The sequence below is a fragment of the Paenibacillus campinasensis genome, assembly GCF_002272015.1.
In the GTDB taxonomy this organism is placed as follows: Bacteria; Bacillota; Bacilli; order Paenibacillales; family Paenibacillaceae; genus Paenibacillus_AQ; species Paenibacillus_AQ campinasensis.
This window is the reverse complement of sequence record NZ_NPBY01000045.1, coordinates 19710-42091: the sequence shown is the minus strand read 5'-3', so window position 1 is coordinate 42091 and position 22382 is coordinate 19710. Positions and strand designations below refer to the sequence as shown.

The following is a 22382-nucleotide window of genomic DNA, read 5'->3' as shown; positions in this document are numbered from 1 at the left end:
CCACCCGGCGAACATACAGTCCGAATACAACGTAACCGGCTGCCTTATTACAGCTTATCCTGCTTCAGAGGTCACGTTCTCTTTGACTTGTTCATGGGTGCTGCGAAGCATCAGTTCCTCTGCATAATGGCATGCTGCCAGATGCCCTGGGGCAATCTCCCGCAGCTTCGGCTGCTCCAGCGCACAGCGCTCGGTCCGGTAGCTGCAGCGCGGATGGAACGAACAGCCGGACGGGGGAGCGGCCGGATTGGGCACTTCCCCGTCAAGCAGAATCCGCTCGCGCTTGCCGTCTGGGTCCGGAATCGGCACCGCCGACAGCAGCGCCTCGGTATAAGGATGTCGGGGTCTTGTGAACAGCTCCGATTTCGGGGCCAGCTCCACAATCCGTCCGAGATACATCACCGCAACACGGTCGGACAGATGCTCTACAACCGACAGATCATGCGAGATGAACAGGTAGGTCATCTGAAGCTGCTCCTGCAGATCCTTGAGCAGATTCATAATCTGAGCCTGGATCGAGACGTCCAGCGCCGATACCGCTTCATCACACACGACCAGCTTCGGATTGGTCACGAGCGCCCGGGCGATGCCGATGCGCTGCCGTTGACCGCCGGAGAAGGCGTGCGGGTACCGCTGCAAGTAGGACGGATTCAGGCCGGTCTTCTCGGCGATGGAGGCGACCCGCTCCTCCAGCTCGCGGCGGCTCAGCTTGAAATTGGCCCGCAAGGGCTCGCTAATAATATCAAAGACGGTCATTCGCGGGTTAAGCGAAGAGTACGGGTCCTGAAAAATCAGCTGGATGTCCTTGCGCACCCGTTTGAATTCCCGATGACCTGCAGACACAATATCGACAGGCGCGCCCTCCTCCGGATAATACATGCAGCGGCCCTCGCTCGCCTTCAGCCCGCGGACCAGACAGCGGCCAAGCGTTGTTTTGCCGCAGCCGGACTCTCCGACGAGGCTGATGACCTCCCCTCGTCTAATATCGAAGGATACGTCCGATACCGCCCGAATCCATTCGGATCTGCGCTGTCCCCGGTACTGTTTCGTCAGCCCTTCCACTTGAAGCATCCTATCATTCATGCGGATTGTCCCCTTTCTTCTCCGGTTCGCTGTACAGGAAACAACGGACCTTATGTCCAGGGCCGGCATCGCTCTCCGGCACATCCTGCCGGTTGCAGACCCCCTCGATGCGCTCGGAGCAGCGCTCATAGAAGCCGCACATCGGCGGGCGATTGAGCGGAAGCGGCACCGTGCCCTCAATCGAGGCGAGCCGGCCTCCGACGCCGCCGATGCGAGGAATGGAACGCATCAGCCCTTTCGTATACGGGTGCTTCGGATTGCGGAACAGCTCTCGCACCGGAGCGCGTTCCACAATCCGTCCCAAGTACATGACAGCCACTTCATCCGCCGTTTCCGCCACAACGCCAAGATCATGCGTAATGAACAGAATCGCCATGCCGAGCTCATGCTGAAGCTGCTTCATCAGCTCCAGCACCTGCGCCTGGATCGTCACATCCAGCGCCGTGGTTGGCTCGTCGGCAATCAGCAGCGCCGGCTGACAGGACAGCGCCATCGCAATCATCGCCCGCTGGCGCATCCCGCCCGAGAATTCATGCGGGTACTGATCAAGCCGCCGCTGGGCATTGCCGATGCCGACCCGCTCCATCATTTCCAGGGCAATGCTCCGCGCTTCCTTGCGGTTCTTCGTGCGATGCAGGAGAATATTCTCCATGATCTGGTCTCCAATCGTATGCAGCGGGGACAGCGCCGTCATCGGCTCCTGAAAGATCATCGAGATCAAGCCTCCGCGCACGTGGCGCATCTCCTTGCCGCCAGGCTTGAATTGGAGCAGGTTGAAGGAGCCGTTCTCGCTGCTGGCACGCAGCCTTCTATCCAGCTGTGCTTCTTGCCGTCCCGGCGTCAGCCAGATCTCTCCCGACACCTCGGCATGCTTCGGCTGCAATGCCATCAGCGCCCGCCCTGTCACGCTTTTGCCGCAGCCCGATTCCCCTACCAGCGCCAGCGTACGCCCGCGCTCGATCTCCAGATCAATGCCGCCGACAGCCTGAACCATGCCCTCCTCCGTAGGAAAGCCCACCCGGAGGTTTCTTACTTCCAGCGCCTTCCTTGCTCCAGGCAGGGGCGATGCTGCCCGCATTAGGCTGCCTGATTGTTGTGCTTCCGTTTGAACCATCTGCGCTTCTCCTTTCCCTTGACGGATGCCGGCCTATGACTGTGGCTGTGCGGGTCGGCCGCATCGCGCAGCCCATCCCCGAGGAAGTTGAACGCCAGCACTGTCATAATTACGAACAGCAGCGGAATCAGCTTCCACGGATACAGGGCCACATTTTCAATCTGCTGTGCCTCCTGCATCAGCACCCCCCAGCTCGTAGCCGGAGAACGAATGCCCAGGCCGAGAAAGCTCATTGCCGTCTCCCCGATAATCATGCCGGGAATGGCCAGCGTAGCCGCTACGACCAGATAGCTGATGAAGCCTGGAATCAGATGCACAAAAATGATTTTAATATCGCTGACACCCGCAATTTTCGCTGCGGCCACATAGTCCTCACCCCGGAGCGCGATGAATTTGCTTCGCACGACCCTCGCAAGCCCCGTCCATTCAATAAAGGCCATAATGATGGTGATATAGAAGAACATCTCCACCACCCCAACGCCGGGTGGAATCGCCGCAGCCAGCGCCATCCACAGCGGCAACGTCGGGAAAGAGCGCACGATGTCAATGAAACGCTGAATGACCGCATCCACGCGCCCACCCGCATAGCCCGATATGCCCCCGATCAACAGACCGAGTATAAAACTGATGCTGACGCCAACGAGCGGTACCGTCAGCGAGACCTGACTGCCGAGCACAACCCGGGAGAAGAGATCGCGGCCCATGCCGTCTGTACCGAACAGAAAGATTCTTCCCGGTTCTTCCACGCCGAACAGATGGATATCTGTCCGGAACAGGCCGAGGAAGGAATAGCTTTCCCCTCTGCTGAACAGCTTGATCTTGTACTTCTCGGCTGTATCCTCAACGAATCGCTTGCGAAGCGTCTCCGGATCACGCTCGGATTTCAGGCCGTACACAAAAGGCTGCCAATGAAATTTGCCTTGCTCATCCACAAACCGGACCTTGGTCGGCGGGCTGTTCATATACTCGCTGTTATAGCTCTCCAGTCCCTGCGGTGCGATAAATGCGCCGAACAGCGCCACGGTATAGAGCGCAGCCAGCACGATCAGACTGATGCGGGCCAGCTTGTGGCGTTTGAGCTCGCGCAGCATGAGCCTCCAGTGGGACGCGTTGCCCAGTTCTTCGCCCGGCTTTCCGTTCAAGCCGTCTTGTCCGGTCTTGCGGTGATGTCTGCCCTGCCAGCGTTGTATCAACTTCAACTGTGCCACCGTTATGCCTCCTTCCGATCCAGCCGGATTCGTGGGTCCAGCCAGGCCAGCAGTATATCTGACAACAGGGTGCCAATCAGGGTGAATATCGCCATCAACAGCAGCCAGCTTCCCGCCAGATACATATCCTGACTGAGCAGCGCCCGATGCATAATCGGCCCTTGGGTCGGCAGATTCAGCACAATAGCCGTAATCGTCGAGCCTGTAAAGATCGTTGTCAGCGACCACCCGATCGTGCTGATCACCGGATTCACCGCTGCACGCATCGAATATTTGAGCAGGATCTTCCACTCGGGAAGCCCCTTGGCACGCGCGGTCACGATATGCGGCTTGGACATCTCATCCAGCATCTGCCCCCGCATGACCCGAATCAGCTCGCATGTGTTGGACGTTCCGATCACGATGACCGGAATGATCATATGTTTCAGCAAATCCATCCATTTCGCGGCCGTCCACGGCGCATCGGCAAATTCGGGAGAGAACAGTCCAAGCATCGGATCGCCCCACCATTGAAAGGATAGGAACATCAGAATGATCGCAAACAAAAAGTTTGGCGTCGCCATGCCCAGGAATCCGACCCCGGTTGCGAAATAATCAAAAAAGGAATACTTCTTAACAGCACTTAGAATGCCGATCGGAATAGCAACCACGTACGTAAAAATCATCGTTGCCAAAGAAATAATAACGGTGATGCCCATGTACTGGCCGATAATCTCCGACACCGGACGGTTATAGCTCAGGGAGTATCCAAAGTCACCGCTGGTCAGAATCCCCCATATCCAGGAAAAATATTGCGTATACCACGGCCGATCCAGCCCATAGTTTTCACGGAGCTTCGCGAGCGCCTGCGCGTCCATCACTTCTCCGCTAGCCGACATTTTCGCTGCATAACCGCTGATAAAGTCTCCCGGAGGGAGCTGAATGATGAAGAAAACAATCATGGAAACTGCAAGTGACACAGGGATCATCACCAGCGTGCGCTTGGCAATATACCGAATCATAGGGGGCTATGCCGCTCCTTTCCTTACATCTCGTATTTCAAAAAAATCAGCCAGGGAGAAGAACATGCAGCCGCCTAAGCTGTAGCTCTCCCTGGCTTGTAGTTATTCGGTTAGACGAAACGAATTACTTCAGGAAGAACTGGGCCGGATGCGCATGGCCGATGCCGCGGAATTCATCCGAGAACACAAGCGAAGGCACGTTTCTCAGGTTGTTCTTAGCCACGACGAGCACCGGTGTAGGGCCGCTGTAGCCGATGACCCACTGGTTCTTCTGATGCAGCTTGACGATTTCGTCAGTCCACTCCTGAACTTCTTCTCTCGTCTTGGAGCCCTTGACCTTATCCCACAGTTCCAGAATCTTCGCAACATCGCCTTCAGGCTTAACCCCTTCCTTGCCTCCGGAAGACGTGAACAGTCCGTAATGACCGAACCAAGGCGTAATGACGCGAAGCGGAACCAGCTCGTCCGGACGGTAAGACAGGCTTACAATGTTGACCGACTTGACGGATACCGGAATTTTATTGGCATATTTCAGATCAAAATAACTTCCCTGATCCACAATTTTGACATCTGTGCGAATTCCAACCGCCTGATAGTACTTGCGCAGCAGTTCGATAAACCGCGGATCATCTGCCGTATCTTCCTGATAGATGGTTAACGTCAGGTTCGATCCGTCCGCGAATGTGCGGAATTTGCGCTCCGCATCCCATTTCAATCCGATGTCATCCAGCAGCTGCTCTGCACGCGCCGTGTCGTATTCCGCCCACTGCTGCGCCCATCCCGCCTGCTCGTTCGGCAGCCCTTCCGGCACCGAAGCCTGGATCGGCTCACCGAGACCGTTAGTGATCATCTCCGAAATTTCCCTGCGGTCCACCGCTACCGACAGCGCCTCACGGAAACGGATGTCCTGGAACAGCTCGCGCAGTTTCGGATCTTCTGTCGTCTGATTCAATTGCACGCCCGTGCTGGACCAGCTTGGGGTGGTCCATTGAATGACCCGATAGTCGCCTTTTTGCTCATTTTCTTTAAGCACCGTGAAATCCGTAAAGCCAAATGTTGTAATCTCTATCTTGCCGGCCATCGTCTCAAGCAGCTTATGGCTCGGATCTTGCATTTTCGTCAGGACAATGCGATCCATATACGGCAGTTGATTGCCTGCGGCATCCACTTTGAAGAAATACGGGTTGCGCTCCATAATAAACCGGTCGCTGTTCATATCGTTTTTGGCTACCCATGCGCGAAGGGTTGGACGCTGCGGGTAGAGCCAGTAGTAGTAGCCTGTCCACATGCCCAGGGTGTTCAGGTCCTCAAACCCGTATTCCTTGGCCACTTCCAGCGCCTTCTGCTCCCCGATGAACTCAGGAAGAACGGTTTTGTAATAATGCGCCGGAGCAAAGAACCATTTGTTATCAATTGCCAGGCGCTCCAGGAACATGACATTCGGATGCTTGAACGTCACTTTGACCGTGTAATCGTCCACTTTAGTTACGTCAGCGCGCGCTTTCTCGCCCGTCACCGGATCCACCGAATAGTAGCAGTCATACAGCGCTTTACTGAACGTCTCAGGAATCAGCATATGCTCCCAGTAGAACACGACATCATCGGCCGTAAACGGCACGCCGTCGGACCATCTCATGCCTTCGCGAAGATAGATCGTGAACTCGGTTGAATCCGCATTGACATCATAGCCTTTCGCTACGTTCGGCTCCACGCCGCTGCCGTCCTCCGTAAAGCGGAACATCGCTTCCTCGGTGGCCATGCCGATTCCCCACTTGTCATCCGGCCCGTTCCACGGGAAGTTCCATTCTCCGCCGTACTTTCCGATTTCCTCGTATACCGGCTCGATCATAATGTCCTCTTTAACCGGCATCCGTGCCTCAACCGGCTCCAAAGTACCGGCCTGGACCAGCTCGGCCAGCATTGGAGCTTCCTGGAAGCTTGTCAGCTCCGCCGCGCTCTTAATGTCCGGAATTTGAGCTGTGGCAGCTTCCGCCGTAGCGGTTGTATTATCAGTCTGCTGGCTTTCCACCGTGCTGTTGTTGCCTGCCGTTCCGCTGTCTCCGCCCATACAGGCAGTCAATGTGGAAAGCATCAGCAGTACAACCAAACCGATTAAGCTTAACTTTTGACGCAATTGAATCTCCCTCCCAATATGCATTGATTGAACTTATCTATTTTCACGTCGAGCTGCTCCACCAGGGCAGGGTAAGTCAGACGGGAAAACCTTGCTTAATCGGGCCGCAGGACGCCCGGAGCACGAGTCTGCTCTGAATGGTTACCTGCTTCACCAGCTTGTTCTTGGCCACCAGCTGCTCAATCAGCAGCTTGGCTGCCTCCTGCCCCAAAATCTCGCCATTGAGCTCCACGCTCGTTAATGGGGGATGGAATTCGCCAGGATATACGGTATCGTTGTTAAACGCAATCACCGACAGGTCATCCGGTATGCTTAGGCCCAGTTCCATCGCCGCCCGGTATACGCCAAGGGCAATCTGGTCTGTGTCCGCAATCACCGCCGTAATATCCGGGAACTTCTCCATCCATTTCATCACCGTGCGGTATCCGAATTCTGCCGAGCTTACAGCATCATCGCGATACACGATCAGTTCCTCGTCCGGCGACAAGCCGCGCTTGCTGTATGACAGCATGAATCCGGCTTTGCGGTCCTGGCTCACGGTATGCTTCTTCACGGCATTAATCATCAGGATGTTCCGATGCCCCAGCTCCAGCAGATAGGATGTTGCCGTTTCCGCTGCCTGAACATTGTCGTTGTTCACATAAGGAAGCGCGGCTTCGTATTTACGCGGCGGTTTCCCGATGATCGTCATCAGCCGTCCGGACTTCACCCGCTCCTCCACACGCTCGTCCACCGTAAGCGGGTCCAGAATGATCTCCCCGTCTACCGGCTCCGAAGTCATCTGCGTCACCTTGTTGCGGAACGAGCTGGGGAGTGTATCGATCAACAGTCTGTAGCCCTGCGAGCTGCATTCCCGGAGCACGCCGTTGATGAACGACAAGTTGTACTGGTTAAACTTGACCTTTCGGCTGTCCATGACCAGCCCGATAATTCGCGTTTCCTTCGTCACCATGCTTCTCGCAAAGTAATTGGGCCTGTAATTCAGCCGATTGGCCGATTCAAGCACCCGCTGTCTCACCGCCTCACTGATCGAACGTTTCCCGCTAAACACATTGGATACGGTGCTCTTCGATACACCGGCATCTTTTGCTACGTCACCCATGTTTGCCATAACATTTTTTTCCTCCACTTCGCATTCCATATTAAACTGGTTTTGTAAATCCCGTGTTTTCAGAATGTTTATCTAGTTCAATTCACCGTAAAATTTGCAGCATAACTATTGCTTCATTTTGTAAACTAGTTTCATTGAGAAAAGCACGGTCTCAGGTGGAATCGTTGCTGCAACAAAGGTTTATCCAGATGCTTCCATGACGAAAACAAACGTAAACGCCGTGCTTCCCGCAAACGACAAAAACCGCCAGGGAATATCCCTGACGGCGGGGTTGGTATGATCACCGGTACCGGTTCACGCTTCATTTAAGCCGATGCTTAATACGGATCAGCTTCCTTGCCTTTCTCATGCGACAGATCGACACCCTGCTGCGGGTCGATCTGGCCGCTTTCGATATCGCCCACGTTCTCCAGGCCTTCCTTTACACGGCGTCCGTATTCCGGATCGGCCTGGGTAAAGTAGGAAATCATCCGCTCGCGAATATCCTGCTTGCACTGGCTGAGCGCATCCACCAGGTTCGCAATCAGCTCATCCTGCTCCCATGGCTCGAAGGAGCGATACGTCTCACCCGCCTGACCGAAGTTGTTCTGACGGTCAATCGGCTCACGCACAAGTCTGGCGTTATATTCCGGCTCATGGTCTTTGCCTGGCTTAGGCGCCTCCTGAAGCCCGCCCATAGAAGACGGCTCATAGTTGACATGCGGGTTCTGGCCTGGCGCGCGATCGACCTTATACTGCATCTGTCCACCGCTTTGGTTCGTGGCCACATGCGTCTTCGGCGCATTGATCGGCAGCTGCAAATAGTTGGCGCCTACCCGGTAACGCTGTGTATCCGAGTAGGAGAATGTGCGGCCCTGCAGCATTTTGTCATCCGAGAAGTCCAGACCGTCCACCAATACGCCCGTACCGAACGCAGACTGTTCCACCTCCGTGAAGTAGTCCTCGGGGTTGCGGTTGAGCGTCATCTTGCCGACTGGCAGGAACGGAAACTTGTCCGTTGGCCACAGCTTCGTGTCATCCAGCGGGTCAAAATCCAGCTCCGGATGCTCTCCGTCCTCCATAATCTGAACGCACAGCTCCCATTCCGGATAGTCGCCGCGCTCAATCGCTTCATAAAGATCAAGCGTAGCATGATTGAAGCTCTTCGCCTGAATCTCATTCGCCTCGGCCTGAGTCAGGTTTTTGATGCCCTGCTTGAGCGGCTCCCAGTGGTATTTCACCAGCACGGCCTTACCTTCCGCATTGACCCATTTGTAAGTGTTGACGCCGGAACCCTGCATCTGCCGATAGTTGGCCGGAATCCCCCATGGCGAGAACAGGAAGGTAATCATATGGGTCGCTTCCGGGCTCATTGAAACAAAATCGAAGAAGCGCTGCATATCCTGAACATTCGTAATCGGGTCCGGTTTAAAGGCATGCACCATATCCGGAAATTTGAGCGGATCACGGATAAAGAAAATCTTCAGGTTGTTGCCAACCAGATCCCAGTTTCCGTCCTCCGTATAAAATTTGGTAGCAAATCCGCGAGGATCACGCAGTGTTTCCGGGGAATGCCCCCCATGAATAACGGTCGAAAAACGCACAAAAACAGGCGTTTCCTTGCCCGCCTCCTGGAACAGCTTTGCACGTGTGTATTTGGAGACCGGTTCGTCTCCTACCTTGCCATAGGCGGTAAACACGCCATGAGCACCCGCACCCCGCGCATGGACCACCCGCTCTGGAATACGCTCGCGATCAAAGTGCGACATCTTCTCCAGAAAGTGATAGTTCTCCAGCGTGCTTGGGCCCCGATTGCCAACGGTCCGGATATTTTGATTATCCCGTACCGGATGGCCCTGTCTCGTGGTTAATGTCAGATTGTCCTCATCCTGCTTTGGTTTGTTACCATCCACGTGAAAATGCTCCTCTCATTTGGGATTCGATTGTTAGATTATGTTTATTAGCATCTATACTACAAGTAGTACACTAATTGTCCGAAATTTAAACCTTCCTATGACAATCGTTGATGGCAGCCCATAAACACGAAGGACAGGGGAGCTTGGATCGACCACCAGCAGCTAAAAAAGCCCCGACCCTTTCTGCCTAAGCAGGAGTGATCGGGGGCTATCTCGAGGCGGAAGAGAGCGCCCTTCCGAACCGGTATACTTCTGACTTGGATTATCACCTCCTGTCATATCTAAAAAGCGGCCTTCCCCCGGGCTCGGGGAAAGGCCGCTAGATCCGTCATATACTGATGATGATAGGATATGGTGCCGTTCATAATTCACATAATGATTCACTTAGCTATTCACTTTCACCTTGCCTGGATCTTGCGCGTCCGGGACACCAGGCGTGCTTTCACCGGACGTCTTCTCGTCCGACAGCTCGCCGTCCCACAGCAGCCGCATCTCCTCGCTTGAGGCAAGGAGCTCATTCAGGCTGCCTTCCGCTTCGATCCGGCCGTCCTTCAGGACGATGATATGATCCGCCTTGGACAATGCCGCGCGGCGGTGGGATACGGCAATACAGGTGACGTCCTGCTCCCGAAACAGCCCTTCCCACACCTGCTGCTCTGTCTCCACATCCAGCGCGCTGGACAGATCATCGAAAATGAACAAGTCTGCGCCTGTCATCAGCATCCGCGCTGTCGCCGACCGCTGGATCTGTCCGCCTGACAGCATAACGCCCCTTGGCCCGACAAACGTCTCAAGCCCCCGGTCCAGATCGCGAATATCCTTATCCATGACGGACAGGCGGATCGAGCGTGCAAGCTCCGCTTCTGCATCGCCCTGTTTCCCTTGCACAATGTTCTCTCTGAGCGTATCGCTGAATAGACGCGGAACCTGCGGAGTATAAGCCGCTCTCGGCGGCATCAGGAACGTCGCCGGGTCCACCTCATGTCCGTTCCAGCGAATGGAGCCCTCCTGCTTCGGCAGCAAGCCGAGCAAGGTCCGCACGAGCGTCGACTTGCCTGAGCCGATGCGCCCGGTTACTACGAGGAACTTGCCCCGCTCCAGCTGGAAGCTGATATCGGTAATCCCGTTATCCGATCCCGGGTAGCGGTAGGACAGTCCGCTGACCTCCAGACTTTGCAGCCGGTCCTGTGGCTCCCTGACGGAAACCGCAGGCTGCGGCGGCTCCTTGGACAGATAGGTCTCCCTGAATTCCATGATCATGTCCTCTTCGCCAGGCCGGAACAGCTTCCGCATCCGTTCAAACGACACCTTGAGCCGCTTGTGCTGAAACACCATGTAACCGAACAGCGAGATACTGAATCCGATGTTGGCCAGATAGGTCGTGAACAGTGCGAAATCCCCGACACTAAACCGCCCGGCCTGCATTTCGGATGCGCACATCAGCAGGATAAGTCCCGTAGAGATCGCAATCACATGCTGATTGAGTGACCTCATCCACTGCTTGAACAGATTGTCCTTGAGGGCCGCCTGCCGCCGGTCTTCGTTCAGCTTGGCAAAACGGTCATGTACCCGATCCTCCGCCTGACCCAGCTTCAGCGCCTGTACCGCACCGAATGTTTCCGCGATGAAGCTGGTGATCCGCCCCGTCGCTTCCCGGTTCATCTGCCCATAACGCCGCGCCCGGTTGCCGGACAGATTGTTCAGCATTGTAACAATGACGAGCGGCAGAACGGATACGAGCATAATCTGCCAGTTAATATTAGCCATAATGATCACGGACACGACCGCAAACACGAACCGCCCCCAGAAATCCACCCATGATTCCACATACTCTACCACTTCCTCGACATCATCGCGGAACCGACTCATCGCTTCCCCCGGCGAAGCCGGCAGGTTGCGTCCCGGCCAGCGCATAATGCCGGCCAGCATATTCGTTCTCAGAATGGCCTGGATATGATAGATATAGGTCACCCATTTATAGAACGCCGCAAAAAACGCACCGACCCGTACTAGCCTCACAGCAGCGATCATAATCAGCGGCACAGCCAGCCACATGTATGGCGTCGTATCTGTGCTCGCCGCGACTCGGTCGAAAAACCACTGCATCCCGAGGCCGATCGCCAGCGGCAGGGAATGGAATATGCACCACAGCACGCCGTTGATCAGAAACAACAGCGGCCGAAACCGAAATAAACGGCCGATAAAACCGGCAACCGTCATGCAAGCTCCTCCTCTCTTCCACTGGCCAGCAATCTGGCATAATGTGAATCCGGGTTATTCGCAAGCGCCTTGCGGTCACCGAATTCGAGAATTCGCCCATCGCCAAGCACCATAATTTTGTCCACTTGCTCCAGTGTCGCAAGACGGTGGGCAATCACGATCCCTGTGCACTGGCTCATCAATCGCTCCACCGCTTCCTGAAGCACGCTTTCCGTAGCTGCATCCAGCCGGGATGACGGCTCATCCAGAATGACCAGACTCGGCTGGGTCAGAAAGACCCGGGTCAAGGCGAACAGCTGCGCTTCCCCGGCAGACAGCGAGGCGCCGCCCGCCGCCAGATGAGTATCCAAGCCCTCGGGCTGTTCGTCAATCCAGTGACGCAGGCCAAGCTGCTCTGTCGTTTCCAATATATACGCATCCGGAATGTCGCTGTTAAACAGCGTCAGATTGTCGCGCAGTGTCCCATCAAACAGCTGCACGTCCTGCGTCACCATCCCCACCCGTTTATACAGGGCAGGAAGTTTCAGCTTCGTGATATCCGTTCCGCCGACCCGAATGACTCCGCGATCGATGTTATACAGACGAAGCAGCACCCGGCTGAGGCTTGACTTGCCGCTGCCTGTGCGCCCGATAATGCCCAGGCGCTCACCCGGCTTCACAGCGAACGTAACGTCCTGCAGAACCGGTTTATCCTCGTTATAACGGAAGTGAACTCCTTCAAACTCCAGGCCAAGTGGACCCTCCGGCAGCTCATCCAGCTCCCCGTCCACAATCTCGCTCCGGTTCGCCAGCAGCTCTCTGGAACGAAGCATGCCCGACTTCGCCTTCTGGAACTCCTGAACCTGATCGCCAAGCATCTCAATCGGATCATTCAGCATCTGGGTGTATTGGTAGATCAGAAACAAGGTGCCCAGCGTAAGCTCTCCAATAATGTAGTTGTGCACCCCGAGCAGTAGCACGGCCGTCACCGACAGCGCAAACAGCACGACGGTTGTATTCCACGGCACCACACGCAGCATCCACGCTTTGCGCCCTCGCAGAAATACCGTACGCATCAGGCGATGAAATCGATTCATCACATACGGCACATGGCCGTTGGCCTGAACATCCTCAATTCCGGCAATGCGCTCCTCGATCAGCCCGAAGAGTGAAGCGCTCGCCTCGCGCTCCGACTTCGAGGACTGCACTCCCAGATTGCGGATAAACATCATGAACAGCACCGCCGCAAGTGTGAATACCGTCATCACCAGGGCGATCGGCACATTAACGGTAAACATGAAGCCTAGGATGCCTGCAAGCAGCACAAAGCTTCCGATGACCTGAACAATAAACATCGCAAAAAAGTTCGAAATATTCGTAACATCCCCGTCAACCCGTTCAATCATTTCCCCTGGCGTTTTCACGTTGTGAAACCGCATATCCAGCTTCAGGCAGTGCCTGAGCAAATCACCGCGAAGCCGGTTCGTTGCCCGCCACGATACGTCGTTGCCGAGATAACTGACCGCTACCGTGATCAGCTGGTTCACCACCGCCACTATCAAGAACAGGCCCGCAAGACGAAGCAGGATGGACATCCCATCCCCGCCGACAGCCGAATCGATAAAGCGTTGAATAATCTGCGGATGAATCAGCTGAAGTCCGGTGGAGGACAGCAGCAGAATGAGCAGGATCGTCAGCCTGCCCTTAACCGGCTTTAAATACCGAAGCAGCCATGACATCGACAGCTTCTCTTGTTTGGGCATATCGCCCACCCCCATATGTATGCAAAATAGTGCCGGCTCTCCTTGTTGTCATAAAGCCGAAATTATGATCAGTCTACACGATAGCCGGTCACATTGAATAGGTAAAAAATAATTATGAACATTTTCTCCGATCGATGCTCCAGCTAAAGCGAGACTGTTGAAGCCTTTACCGAGCGGAGGGCATACCGCCCCCCAGTCGTTTCCATTCATTATAGCACATACGTTCGGTTTTGTAGAAGTGATCTTGCTATGTGACTTTGCCGTGTTCATTTGATAGAATGAGACTCAAATCATATTCCCAGGAGACTAAAGATGAACCTTTCAAGTTTCTTTCCTTATCGCAACGATGCTCGTAAAGTGCTTATTCCTTATTTGCAGCTGCTCAGCGAGGACCAATGGTATGCGGTGCATCGCGACCATCCGAACTCCATTGCATGGATCATCGAACATATCGCTCGCAGCGAGGACGATTGGATTCATGTCATTGGGCTGCAAGGGGAGTTAACGCTACCCGGAAAACTGGACACCCCCGAGCAGCTGCTTCAAGCCTATATCGATATCCGGCATCGAACCGATCGTGTGCTTGACTCACTCAAGTTCAGCGAATCCGATCCCGTCCTCCCCCTGCCGACTTACTCAGATGGATGGCAGCCGCCATCCCCGCCAACGATGCGCTGGATCTTCCATCATATCTATGACCATGAGACGTATCACATCGGTCAAATCGGCCTCATCGCCCGGTTAAATGGCTTTGGCGGTCCACTGTTCTAGCTGTATAGCAGTGCTGTAAGTCGTAAACATTTCTTCAGGCTGGGTGAGGACGAAGCGGTCTTTTTTCCGCCACCTTCTATTTTAATCTACGTATGGATATGAATAGGGATAATGTCAATCTTCTACGAACCTGCTGCATCCAATTCAAAGCAAGGGGATGAGATGATGAAGTGGAACTGGAGAAAGTTTAACAGAGCGTGGGTGGAACGATGGGGCGATTACACCACCATCATATTAGAAGCTGTAACCTATATACCGCGGTGGATTATGAAGCTGCTGAAATGAGGCATCAGCAAAAAAAGTGATCGCGCTAAAGCTCTGTAGCTGTAGCGGTCACTTTTTTTACTGTCATGCTCAGAGTAATGTGGCACCCTGCTATATCCCTGTGGTTACTCCCAGTAGCGTTTCATAATTTCGGTAGCCCAGTCCGGCTGTCTAATGTCGCCCTTCGGAAGAAACTCCTTCATCACAGGCTTGATGTCCACAACCGGGGTGCCGTCAATCGCGTCAAGCCCCTTCACGAACACCGAGCGCCCTTCTCTTCTGACCACTTCCACCATCGTTGCCCCCAGCTTGTTAGGACGGTTCTTGCCACGTTGTGCGAAGATGCCCACCTTGGGGAAACTTTCGTTATTCCTCGGATGTCTGGCCGTGTATTGAATGCTTTCGTCTTTCACAAGATGAAACCTATAGAAAATTTCCAAATGGCTAAAGCTTTCAATGCCATCCAGACAGCTTTCCTCCCAATGATCATCAAGTTTGATCTCGGAAATGATATTTCCCCAGTGATCATCCTCTACCGCTTTTCTTTCATTGTAGACCGTTCCAATCGGCTGCATTTCAAACATCACGCGTCCTCCTTCAGTCACTTAGCATTTACTATCATGATACATGGAAAAAGAATCGGGGATCCGACTCTTCCAGATTATAACATGAATTGAGGTTCTGTTTGGGGTGGTTACGATTGGTAAATATAATCACATACAATAATTACTCGCAGCACTCGCAGCATATATGTAGAAGCTTCTCAGTATTTTGTGTTAGGTTCGTTCTAGGGTAAACACACTCGCAAGCAGGCTTATATTTTCGTCATCCGAGAAAAAGAAAAAGCACCCGAAGGTGCTTAATGAGAATCAGTGTGAACTGAAAGGATGTCCTAATAATCACAGAATGTCTTAGCGTGTGATGCGTAGCGTTTGATAGTACCATTAGCTATGTGACCATTTAGGCAGAATTGAGCCGAATCATATTCAAAAGTTCCCCAATACATGTAATCGACCGTCTTTTAGCAGATTTTACTCCGCATATTTAAACGTACACGCTGCGTGATGATACCGTAGTCTCCCATCCCATGCTATTCTCCGTAGAATTCACATTTCTGATATTACAGTGGGAGTTGTATAAAGATGCCGTTAAGAAATCCTATAAACTTGGCAGAGGATTCTCCGTCTCGCACAGTGAACAGTTTAGATAATGGCTATATTTTACTATACTTCCTCTGAGCATAAAACGAAAAAGAACCCTTCACGCGGGTCTGTCCCCATAATAAAAAACCTTCTACGTTATTCGTAGAAGGCTCCGTATTTTGACGCAAATTAGCACCGACGTTCGTCCGTTTTATGGCGGGGAGTGCGTAGCCCTACCGACAACCCTAACAGTACATTCAACGCTGACTTTGCGCGGTATTAACGTACAATGCTGGTGAAGGGAATTGAACCCCCGACCTACGCATTACGAGTGCGTTGCTCTACCCCTGAGCTACACCAGCAGGCGTTGCTTCTCGCCGAAACAACAAAAATTATTATAATACTTTGGTGCGAAAATGCAATACCTTTTCCGTGAAGAAAAATAGACCGGATAAACCCCGGGTTTAGCTTGATCAGCCGCCCAGTTTCTCCTGCACCGACTGCAGCTTCTGCTTGCTGGACGAGGCCCGGTCCCGGCGGTCATCGATTTTGACCGAAGTGGATACCCGCTTCGCCCCGGACAGAAAAGGCGCCTCATGCAAAGCCTCAATCGCCCGCCATACAAATGTCAGCTCTCCTTCAATAATGGTGCTCATCGAGGTGAGCTCGTAGGTAATGCCGTCCTGCTGCTCCAGGACACGCTGCATTTCAGCAACGTATGAACTCAAGCTCGTTGATGCGGTTCCGATCGGTATCACCGTTACCTCCGCGATTGCCATCACCACAACCTCCTTTATTGCATTACTTGTATTATTATTTCAATTTTCTGTATTTTACAACATTCAATCTTTATCCGATTCCTATTATAGACGAGCTCATTCCCATATTGGATGTCCTGGTCCACTACCCTTTATATAAAAACAATCCCATCGACTCATCTTTTGCAATGAGTTTATACGCAAATACACCGGTGCTTGCACCATGACTTTGGCATCATTTTTTGCAGGTTTGGTCAAATGATAATATAGGCGGAATCAGCGAAGAAATCGTCGCATTTGCTCACAATTGGGGGAATGTTACAGCCATTTGCCGAATCAAATAGTGGCGTGATTGGGGCTCGTTTGCTATAATTCTCAATGCGTCTAATTTTAAGTTGGTTGTTTACAAACACAATATATTGGGTTACATTATAGAAGCGGTAACCAAATATAGTGTATACAGGTGCTAAGGCAGCCTACCAGTCGATCTAGCCCAAGTAAGGTAGATAGGGAGAATCGACCGCGAAGCGCCACTGTGTAGGCTTGCGGCTGCTCAAGGAAGCGGCCAAGCAGCTGGGCAACCTGCTGTGTTAGCTGACGAGATCCACGCTCGGAAGACACCAATCTTGCATAACCCAAGTCAGGAGACTTGCCTGTATACCCGACACCGATTCCTACTGGTTCATCTGGGAAAGTGTCCGTATACTTGCGCGCCTGTACATACCAGACTGCCAACCTCTTTTTGGCTTTCTCCGCTTGAGAATCGCAGCGTATGGACATTTTCAAGCCACTTTTGGCTTTCGAAAATGTTTTTTTCATCTTATTTCATCTTTATTTTTTATAACTTCCCCCCAGAAAGTGAGGAATTATTTATGCCACAACTGGTAGTTAAACCGAACAACCGTCAACTTGCCTTTGATGAAATCCGCTTGTCTGTCTATGCCGACCGGATTCTGAAGGACCTGGAGGCGCTCGATAAAGAACGTCTTCTTCGTGGTGTTAAGGCAAAATTGCGTGGTGATCAGGTGACCGGCGAGGAAATCAGCAGCGCCTTTACGATGTCCGCCCTGGAGCTCGTATCCAAGGAGGAACCGAACTGGAAGTTTGCAGCCGCACGTTCATTCCTTACTTCTTTATATAAAAAAGCAGCATACAACCGCCGCTACAAAGCTTACCCGGAAGAGCCGTACGGGGCCTTCTATCCGCTCATTAACGAGCTGGTTCAAAAAGGAATATACCGTGAGGAGCTTCTCACGTGCTATACAAAAGAAGAAATTGATGAGCTCGGTGAGTTCATCGATCCTAGCTGTGACCTGCTGTTTGACTATATCGGCCTGTTGACGCTGGCTGAGCGTTACCTTGCAACCGACTTCGACGGCCGTGTCATGGAGCTTCCGCAGGAACGCTACATGGTCATTGCCATGTATCTGATGCATAACGAGCCAGCAGACAAGCGTGTGGAGCTGGTTAAAGAAGCGTACTGGGCAATGAGCAACCTGTACATGACAGCTGCTACGCCAACGATGTCCAATGCAGGCAAAAAAGTGGCAGGCCAGCTCTCCAGCTGCTTTATCGACACCGTGGACGACTCGCTTGAAGGTATTTTCGACTCCAACACGGACGTTGCTCGTCTCAGCAAAATGGGCGGCGGCATCGGAGTCTACCTCGGCAAAGTGCGTGCGCGCGGCTCCGATATCCGCGGTCACAAGAACACCAGCTCCGGCGTCATCCCTTGGATCCGCCAGCTGAACAACACTGCGGTGAGCGTAGACCAGCTTGGCACTCGCAAAGGCGCGATTGCAGTATATCTTGATGTATTCCATAAAGATATTTTGTCGTTCCTGGATCTGAAGCTGAACAACGGTGACGAGCGCATGAGAGCGCATGACGTGTTCCACGGCGTATGCTTGCCTGACCTGTTCATGGAAGCTGTTGAGAACCGCGATGAGTGGAGTCTCTTCTGCCCGCATGAAGTGAAGAAAATTATGGGCTGGAAAGACGAGAACGGCCGTCCGCTCGGGCTGGAGGATTTCTACGACGAAGAGAAAGGCAAAGGCTCCTTCCGTGAGAAATATGCCGAAGCCGTCGCGAACCCGGATCTGCCGCGGATTACCGTTCAGGCGATTGACATCATGAAGCGGATTATGAAATCCCAGCTGGAAACCGGAACACCGTACATGTTCTATCGTGATACGGTTAACCGGGCGAACCCGAACTCGGCTCACGGCATGATTTTCTCGTCCAACCTGTGCACGGAAATTATGCAAAACCAGTCTCCGACTGTCGTAGAACAGGAAGAGCTGGTGACAAAAGACGGCCAGACCCGTATCGTCATCTCGAAAATTCCTGGCGATTTCGTTGTGTGCAACCTGAATTCCATTCACCTGGCTCGCGCAGTACCAGCTGGTGTGCTGGAGCGTCTCGTACCTATCCAGGTTCGCATGCTGGACAACGTGATCGACATTAACAACATTGAGGTTCTGCAAGCTCAATATACGAACAGCCAGTACCGCGCGGTCGGTCTCGGAACCTTCGGCCTGCACCATCTGCTGGCCCTGGAAGGCATTCGCTGGGAGTCCGACGAGGCGGTTGAATATAACGACAATCTGTACGAGCACATTAACTATCTGCTCATCAAATCCAGCATGGAGCTGGCTCAGGAGAAGGGCCATTATCCGAAGTTCAAAGGCTCTGACTGGGAGTCCGGCAAATACTTTGAGTTCCGCGGCTACACTGATGGCGAGCATGAAGGCAAGTTCGTGACGGCCGAGCAGTGGCGCGAGCTTCAGAAGCAGGTGCAGAAGAACGGTATCCGTAATGCATGGCTGTTTGCTATCGCACCGAACGGCTCCACCTCGATTATCGCGGGCTCCACGGCGAGCATCGATCCGCTGTACGAGCTGCTGTCCTACGAAGAGAAAACGACTTACAAGGTAGCGAACCCGGCTCCGGATCTGAACGAGAAAACGATCTGGTACTACAAAACAGCGTTCCTGATCGATCAGCATTGGTCCATTAAAATGGCGGCTGCCCGTCAGCGTCACGTTGACCAAGCGCAAAGCTTTAACCTGTATGTTCGTCCGGACATCAAGGCGTCTGAATTCCTGGAGCTGCATCTGCACGCTTGGAAGGCCGGTCTCAAGTCGACTTACTATGTACGCAGCCGTGCGCTGACAATTGAAGAATGCGAGTCGTGTGCCAGCTAAGATCGAACCCACCCAAACCCTCCCTTCCAAGGGAGGGCCCCAAGGGCTCTGCCCTTTGGATACCCGGAAATGGGGCAAAAGTGAGGTTGAGGGGCGCGTCTGAGTGACTAGCGGTGGTCGGAGCGCTGTCTCCCTTCGGGAACGCTGGAATGTGGCGTGGTGACGGAAGAGTTGGAGAGTGCCTCGTCCTGCTACTGATGCGGAGGGCCCGCTCTCCCTTCGGGATTCGCTTTACGTTTGTGCATGGACCGGGGCGCTACGGAGGGGGGGATCTTCTACTTCCTGCTTGGAGCGCTCTCCCTTCGGGATTCGCTTTACGTTTGTGCATGGACGGGGGGCGCTACGGAGAGGGTTATCTTCCACTTCCTGCTTGGAGGGCTCCAAGCAGGGCATGAAACAACTCACTAAAAAAGACTACAAGGGTAAGGGTATCCGGGCGGAAGACGCCTTTGGGAGCTCTTTGCCACCCTTTTATATAAATCAAGCAAAGGGCGGACAACAGCGGCTGGAGAACGGATACCCGCCCTACTATAAATGCAAGGAGAGAATGGGAATGCAATTGCAAAAAATATTCAACACCGAGGCGCCAAACCGGTCCACTCGGATCATTGAAGGTGAATGCTCGGGGATTCTGAACTGGAACGACATTCGGATGCCTCATATGTATAAGCTGTACAAGGTGTTGCTGCTGAACCACTGGATCGCGGATGAAATCCCGATGTCCAAAGATGCACAGCAGTTTCCGCTTCTGGATCCGGAAGAACAGCGTACCTTCAAAATCAACATCTCCCTGCTTGCTGTTCTCGACTCCATGCAGACGATGTTTGTCGGCGATGTGAAGCGTTATTTCACCGACTCGTCTCTCGAAGCGATCTCCGCGATCATCGGTCAGCAGGAGGTTGTGCATAACCAATCTTACTCTTACGTTCTGTCCTCCATCGTTTCCGAGCAGGAACAGAAGGAGATTTTTGAATACTGGAAGCATGATCCGGTGCTGCTGGAGCGCAATCAGTTCATCTCCAACATCTATCAAGGATTCCGCGACAATCCGACGCCGCAGACGTTCTTTGAATCGATGGTGGCTGACCTGATTCTGGAAGGGGTTTTCTTCTACAGTACGTTTGCGTTCTTCTACAACCTGGCTCGCGATCAGAAGATGATGGCCACCAGCCAGATGATTTCATACATCCAGCGGGACGAGAACCAGCACTGCTACTTCTTCGCGGAAGTGTTCAAGCAGCTGCTGAAGGACTTCCCGGAACTGAACACCAAGGAGAACATCGATTACGTATACCGTACGATCGATCGTGCGGTAGAGCTCGAAACGAACTGGGCGCATTATACGCTCAGCAAGGTTCGCGGCATCGATCTTGGCGAGCTGTCCGATTATATCAAATACATCGCCAACCGCCGCATTACGATGATGGGTCTGGAAAAAGCGTACGAGGGCGTGGACGTCAACTGCATGCCTTGGATCAAGCCTTTCTCCGACGAGGCGCTTAACGCGACCAAGACTGACTTCTTCGAAGCGAAGTCCCGTAACTATGGTAAAGTTGGGGACGATAACGGCTTTGATGATCTGTAAGTCGGTAAACGGTAAGATGCATAAGTGTGTTGATTTGTAGAATCCTTAAGCTTTCGCAATATATAGAATAGAGCGATCATTCATCGGGGAATACACCGTGAATGACCGCTCTATTTGTTATGAATGCATCACGTAAAGCGGGCAGGCTCTTGTTTCCTCTGGGCGCTTCAATCGTCATCAGACAGCAGCTCCCGCAGCATAGCCTCGCGGTTATTAATAAACTCTTTCGTAATCATATAATGATCGGTTTCCTCCAGCTGACAGGTCTCAATGCCCTCCGGGGTCAGCTTGTAGATACAGGCGTCCGGATAGGCCATAATAATCGGCGAGTGGGTAGCGATAATGAACTGGGAATGTTCGTGAACCAGATCATGAATGCGCCGGAGCAGCGCCATTTGGCGGAACGGGGATAATGCCGCTTCCGGCTCGTCCATAATGTACAGCCCATGTCCGCTGAACCGGTTCATAAAGGTAGCGAAAAAGGATTCGCCATGCGATTGATCATGCAGAGATTTGCCCCCGTACGATCCAAACGCCTGCAGGGCATCGACCTCGGTCGCCACGTTGTAGTAACTCTCCGCCCGGAAGAAGAAGCCATCCTTCGGCTTGCGCACGCCGCGCACGGTCCGAAGGTACTGGTACAGCTCGGAATGTGACTCCCTGGTGGCAAAATTAAAGTTTCGGGTGCCGCCCTCCGGGTTGAACCCCAGCGCCGCCGCGATGGCTTCCAGCACCGTTGATTTCCCCATGCCATTCTCCCCTACGATGTAGGTCACCTTCGGATGAAACTCAAGCTCATCGAGGGCAGACACGGCAGGCAGATTAAACGGATATTCCGAAAATGCCGGAACCCGCTCCTTCAGCAAAGTCACCGATCGCAAATAGGAATGCAATTTGGAAATATCGATTGTCCCATCCTCCTTCCATACGAAATCCACTTGTGACAGAACGTCACTTTCCTCCTTCTACTATAGCTTATTTTCCAGGCCGGCCCAACTTCACGATGCTTACGCCCAGAGCGGCAGTGCCTGAAGCTGGACGCGGCTCTCCGCTATGGATCTCGGCTATAGATCTGGCTATGGATCTCAGCTCCAGATCTGAGCAGCGAATCTAGCCTCCCAGATTCGCTGCATCCTCCATTGGATACA

16 protein-coding genes and 1 tRNA gene are annotated in these 22382 nt (G+C 53.2%); 4 read left to right on the top strand and 13 right to left on the bottom strand.

Annotated elements, in window-relative coordinates; translation table 11 throughout:
* Window positions 1-54: 54 nt before the first annotated feature.
* The 9 genes from CHH67_RS14565 to CHH67_RS14525 all read right to left on the bottom strand — a co-directional run bounded on the left by CHH67_RS14565 (window position 55) and on the right by CHH67_RS14525 (window position 13508).
* On the bottom strand, window positions 55-1083 hold the full coding sequence (locus CHH67_RS14565) for an ABC transporter ATP-binding protein (RefSeq protein WP_095265919.1): 1029 nt from the start codon (window positions 1081-1083) through the stop codon (window positions 55-57).
* A complete protein-coding gene (locus CHH67_RS14560) occupies window positions 1076-2161 on the bottom strand; it encodes an ABC transporter ATP-binding protein (RefSeq protein WP_095266047.1) in 1086 nt (361 codons plus the stop codon). The genes CHH67_RS14565 and CHH67_RS14560 overlap by 8 nt, the downstream gene beginning before the upstream one ends.
* The gene (locus CHH67_RS14555; RefSeq protein ID WP_244908204.1) at window positions 2161-3405 is read right to left on the bottom strand and encodes an ABC transporter permease; all 1245 of its coding nucleotides are present in this window, start codon (window positions 3403-3405) and stop codon (window positions 2161-2163) included. Before CHH67_RS14555 ends, CHH67_RS14560 begins: the two co-directional genes overlap by 1 nt.
* A gap of 2 nt (window positions 3406-3407) precedes the next feature.
* On the bottom strand, window positions 3408-4406 hold the full coding sequence (locus tag CHH67_RS14550) for an ABC transporter permease (protein WP_095265918.1): 999 nt from the start codon (window positions 4404-4406) through the stop codon (window positions 3408-3410).
* A gap of 124 nt (window positions 4407-4530) precedes the next feature.
* Window positions 4531-6540 carry an ABC transporter substrate-binding protein gene (locus CHH67_RS14545; protein ID WP_095265917.1) on the bottom strand — a complete coding sequence of 670 codons (2010 nt, stop codon included), beginning with the start codon at window positions 6538-6540 and terminating at the stop codon, window positions 4531-4533.
* A 76-nt stretch (window positions 6541-6616) separates the two neighbouring features.
* On the bottom strand, window positions 6617-7651 hold the full coding sequence (locus CHH67_RS14540; RefSeq protein WP_179292132.1) for a LacI family DNA-binding transcriptional regulator: 1035 nt from the start codon (window positions 7649-7651) through the stop codon (window positions 6617-6619).
* A 317-nt stretch (window positions 7652-7968) separates the two neighbouring features.
* A complete protein-coding gene (locus CHH67_RS14535) occupies window positions 7969-9543 on the bottom strand; it encodes a catalase (RefSeq protein WP_095265915.1) in 1575 nt (524 codons plus the stop codon).
* Window positions 9544-9930: 387 nt separating this feature from the next.
* On the bottom strand, window positions 9931-11766 hold the full coding sequence (locus CHH67_RS14530; protein WP_095265914.1) for an ABC transporter ATP-binding protein: 1836 nt from the start codon (window positions 11764-11766) through the stop codon (window positions 9931-9933).
* Entirely contained in the window at window positions 11763-13508 is a 1746-nt protein-coding gene (locus CHH67_RS14525; protein ID WP_095266045.1) for an ABC transporter ATP-binding protein, read from the bottom strand. Before CHH67_RS14525 ends, CHH67_RS14530 begins: the two co-directional genes overlap by 4 nt.
* A 312-nt stretch (window positions 13509-13820) precedes the next feature.
* Here CHH67_RS14525 and CHH67_RS14520 point away from each other — a divergent pair, with 312 nt between their 5' ends.
* Both CHH67_RS14520 and CHH67_RS27070 read left to right on the top strand, forming a co-directional pair.
* Window positions 13821-14279, top strand: coding sequence for a DinB family protein (locus CHH67_RS14520; protein WP_095265913.1), 459 nt, complete (start codon window positions 13821-13823; stop codon window positions 14277-14279).
* Between the two features lie 162 nt (window positions 14280-14441).
* A complete protein-coding gene (locus CHH67_RS27070; RefSeq protein ID WP_255223038.1) occupies window positions 14442-14564 on the top strand; it encodes a hypothetical protein in 123 nt (40 codons plus the stop codon).
* Between the two features lie 104 nt (window positions 14565-14668).
* Here CHH67_RS27070 and CHH67_RS14515 read toward each other — a convergent pair whose 3' ends face one another.
* The 3 genes from CHH67_RS14515 to CHH67_RS14505 form a co-directional block, all read right to left on the bottom strand.
* Window positions 14669-15127, bottom strand: a complete 459-nt coding sequence (locus CHH67_RS14515) for an SAM-dependent methyltransferase (RefSeq protein ID WP_095265912.1) — start codon at window positions 15125-15127, stop codon at window positions 14669-14671.
* 848 nt (window positions 15128-15975) lie between these two features.
* A tRNA-Thr gene (locus CHH67_RS14510) sits at window positions 15976-16047 on the bottom strand.
* A gap of 111 nt (window positions 16048-16158) precedes the next feature.
* Window positions 16159-16464 (bottom strand): MTH1187 family thiamine-binding protein, encoded by a 306-nt coding sequence (locus CHH67_RS14505; protein WP_095265911.1) that lies wholly within the window; start codon window positions 16462-16464, stop codon window positions 16159-16161.
* Between the two features lie 851 nt (window positions 16465-17315).
* Between CHH67_RS14505 and CHH67_RS14495 the strand changes: the two genes are divergently transcribed.
* A complete protein-coding gene (locus CHH67_RS14495; protein ID WP_095265909.1) occupies window positions 17316-19649 on the top strand; it encodes a ribonucleoside-diphosphate reductase subunit alpha in 2334 nt (777 codons plus the stop codon).
* Window positions 19650-20202: 553 nt separating this feature from the next.
* Window positions 20203-21234, top strand: coding sequence for a ribonucleotide-diphosphate reductase subunit beta (locus CHH67_RS14490; RefSeq protein WP_095265908.1), 1032 nt, complete (start codon window positions 20203-20205; stop codon window positions 21232-21234).
* A 167-nt stretch (window positions 21235-21401) separates the two neighbouring features.
* Here the strand turns inward: CHH67_RS14490 and CHH67_RS14485 are convergent, their stop codons facing one another.
* Window positions 21402-22172, bottom strand: coding sequence for an AAA family ATPase (locus CHH67_RS14485; RefSeq protein WP_413773591.1), 771 nt, complete (start codon window positions 22170-22172; stop codon window positions 21402-21404).
* Window positions 22173-22382 lie beyond the last annotated feature (210 nt).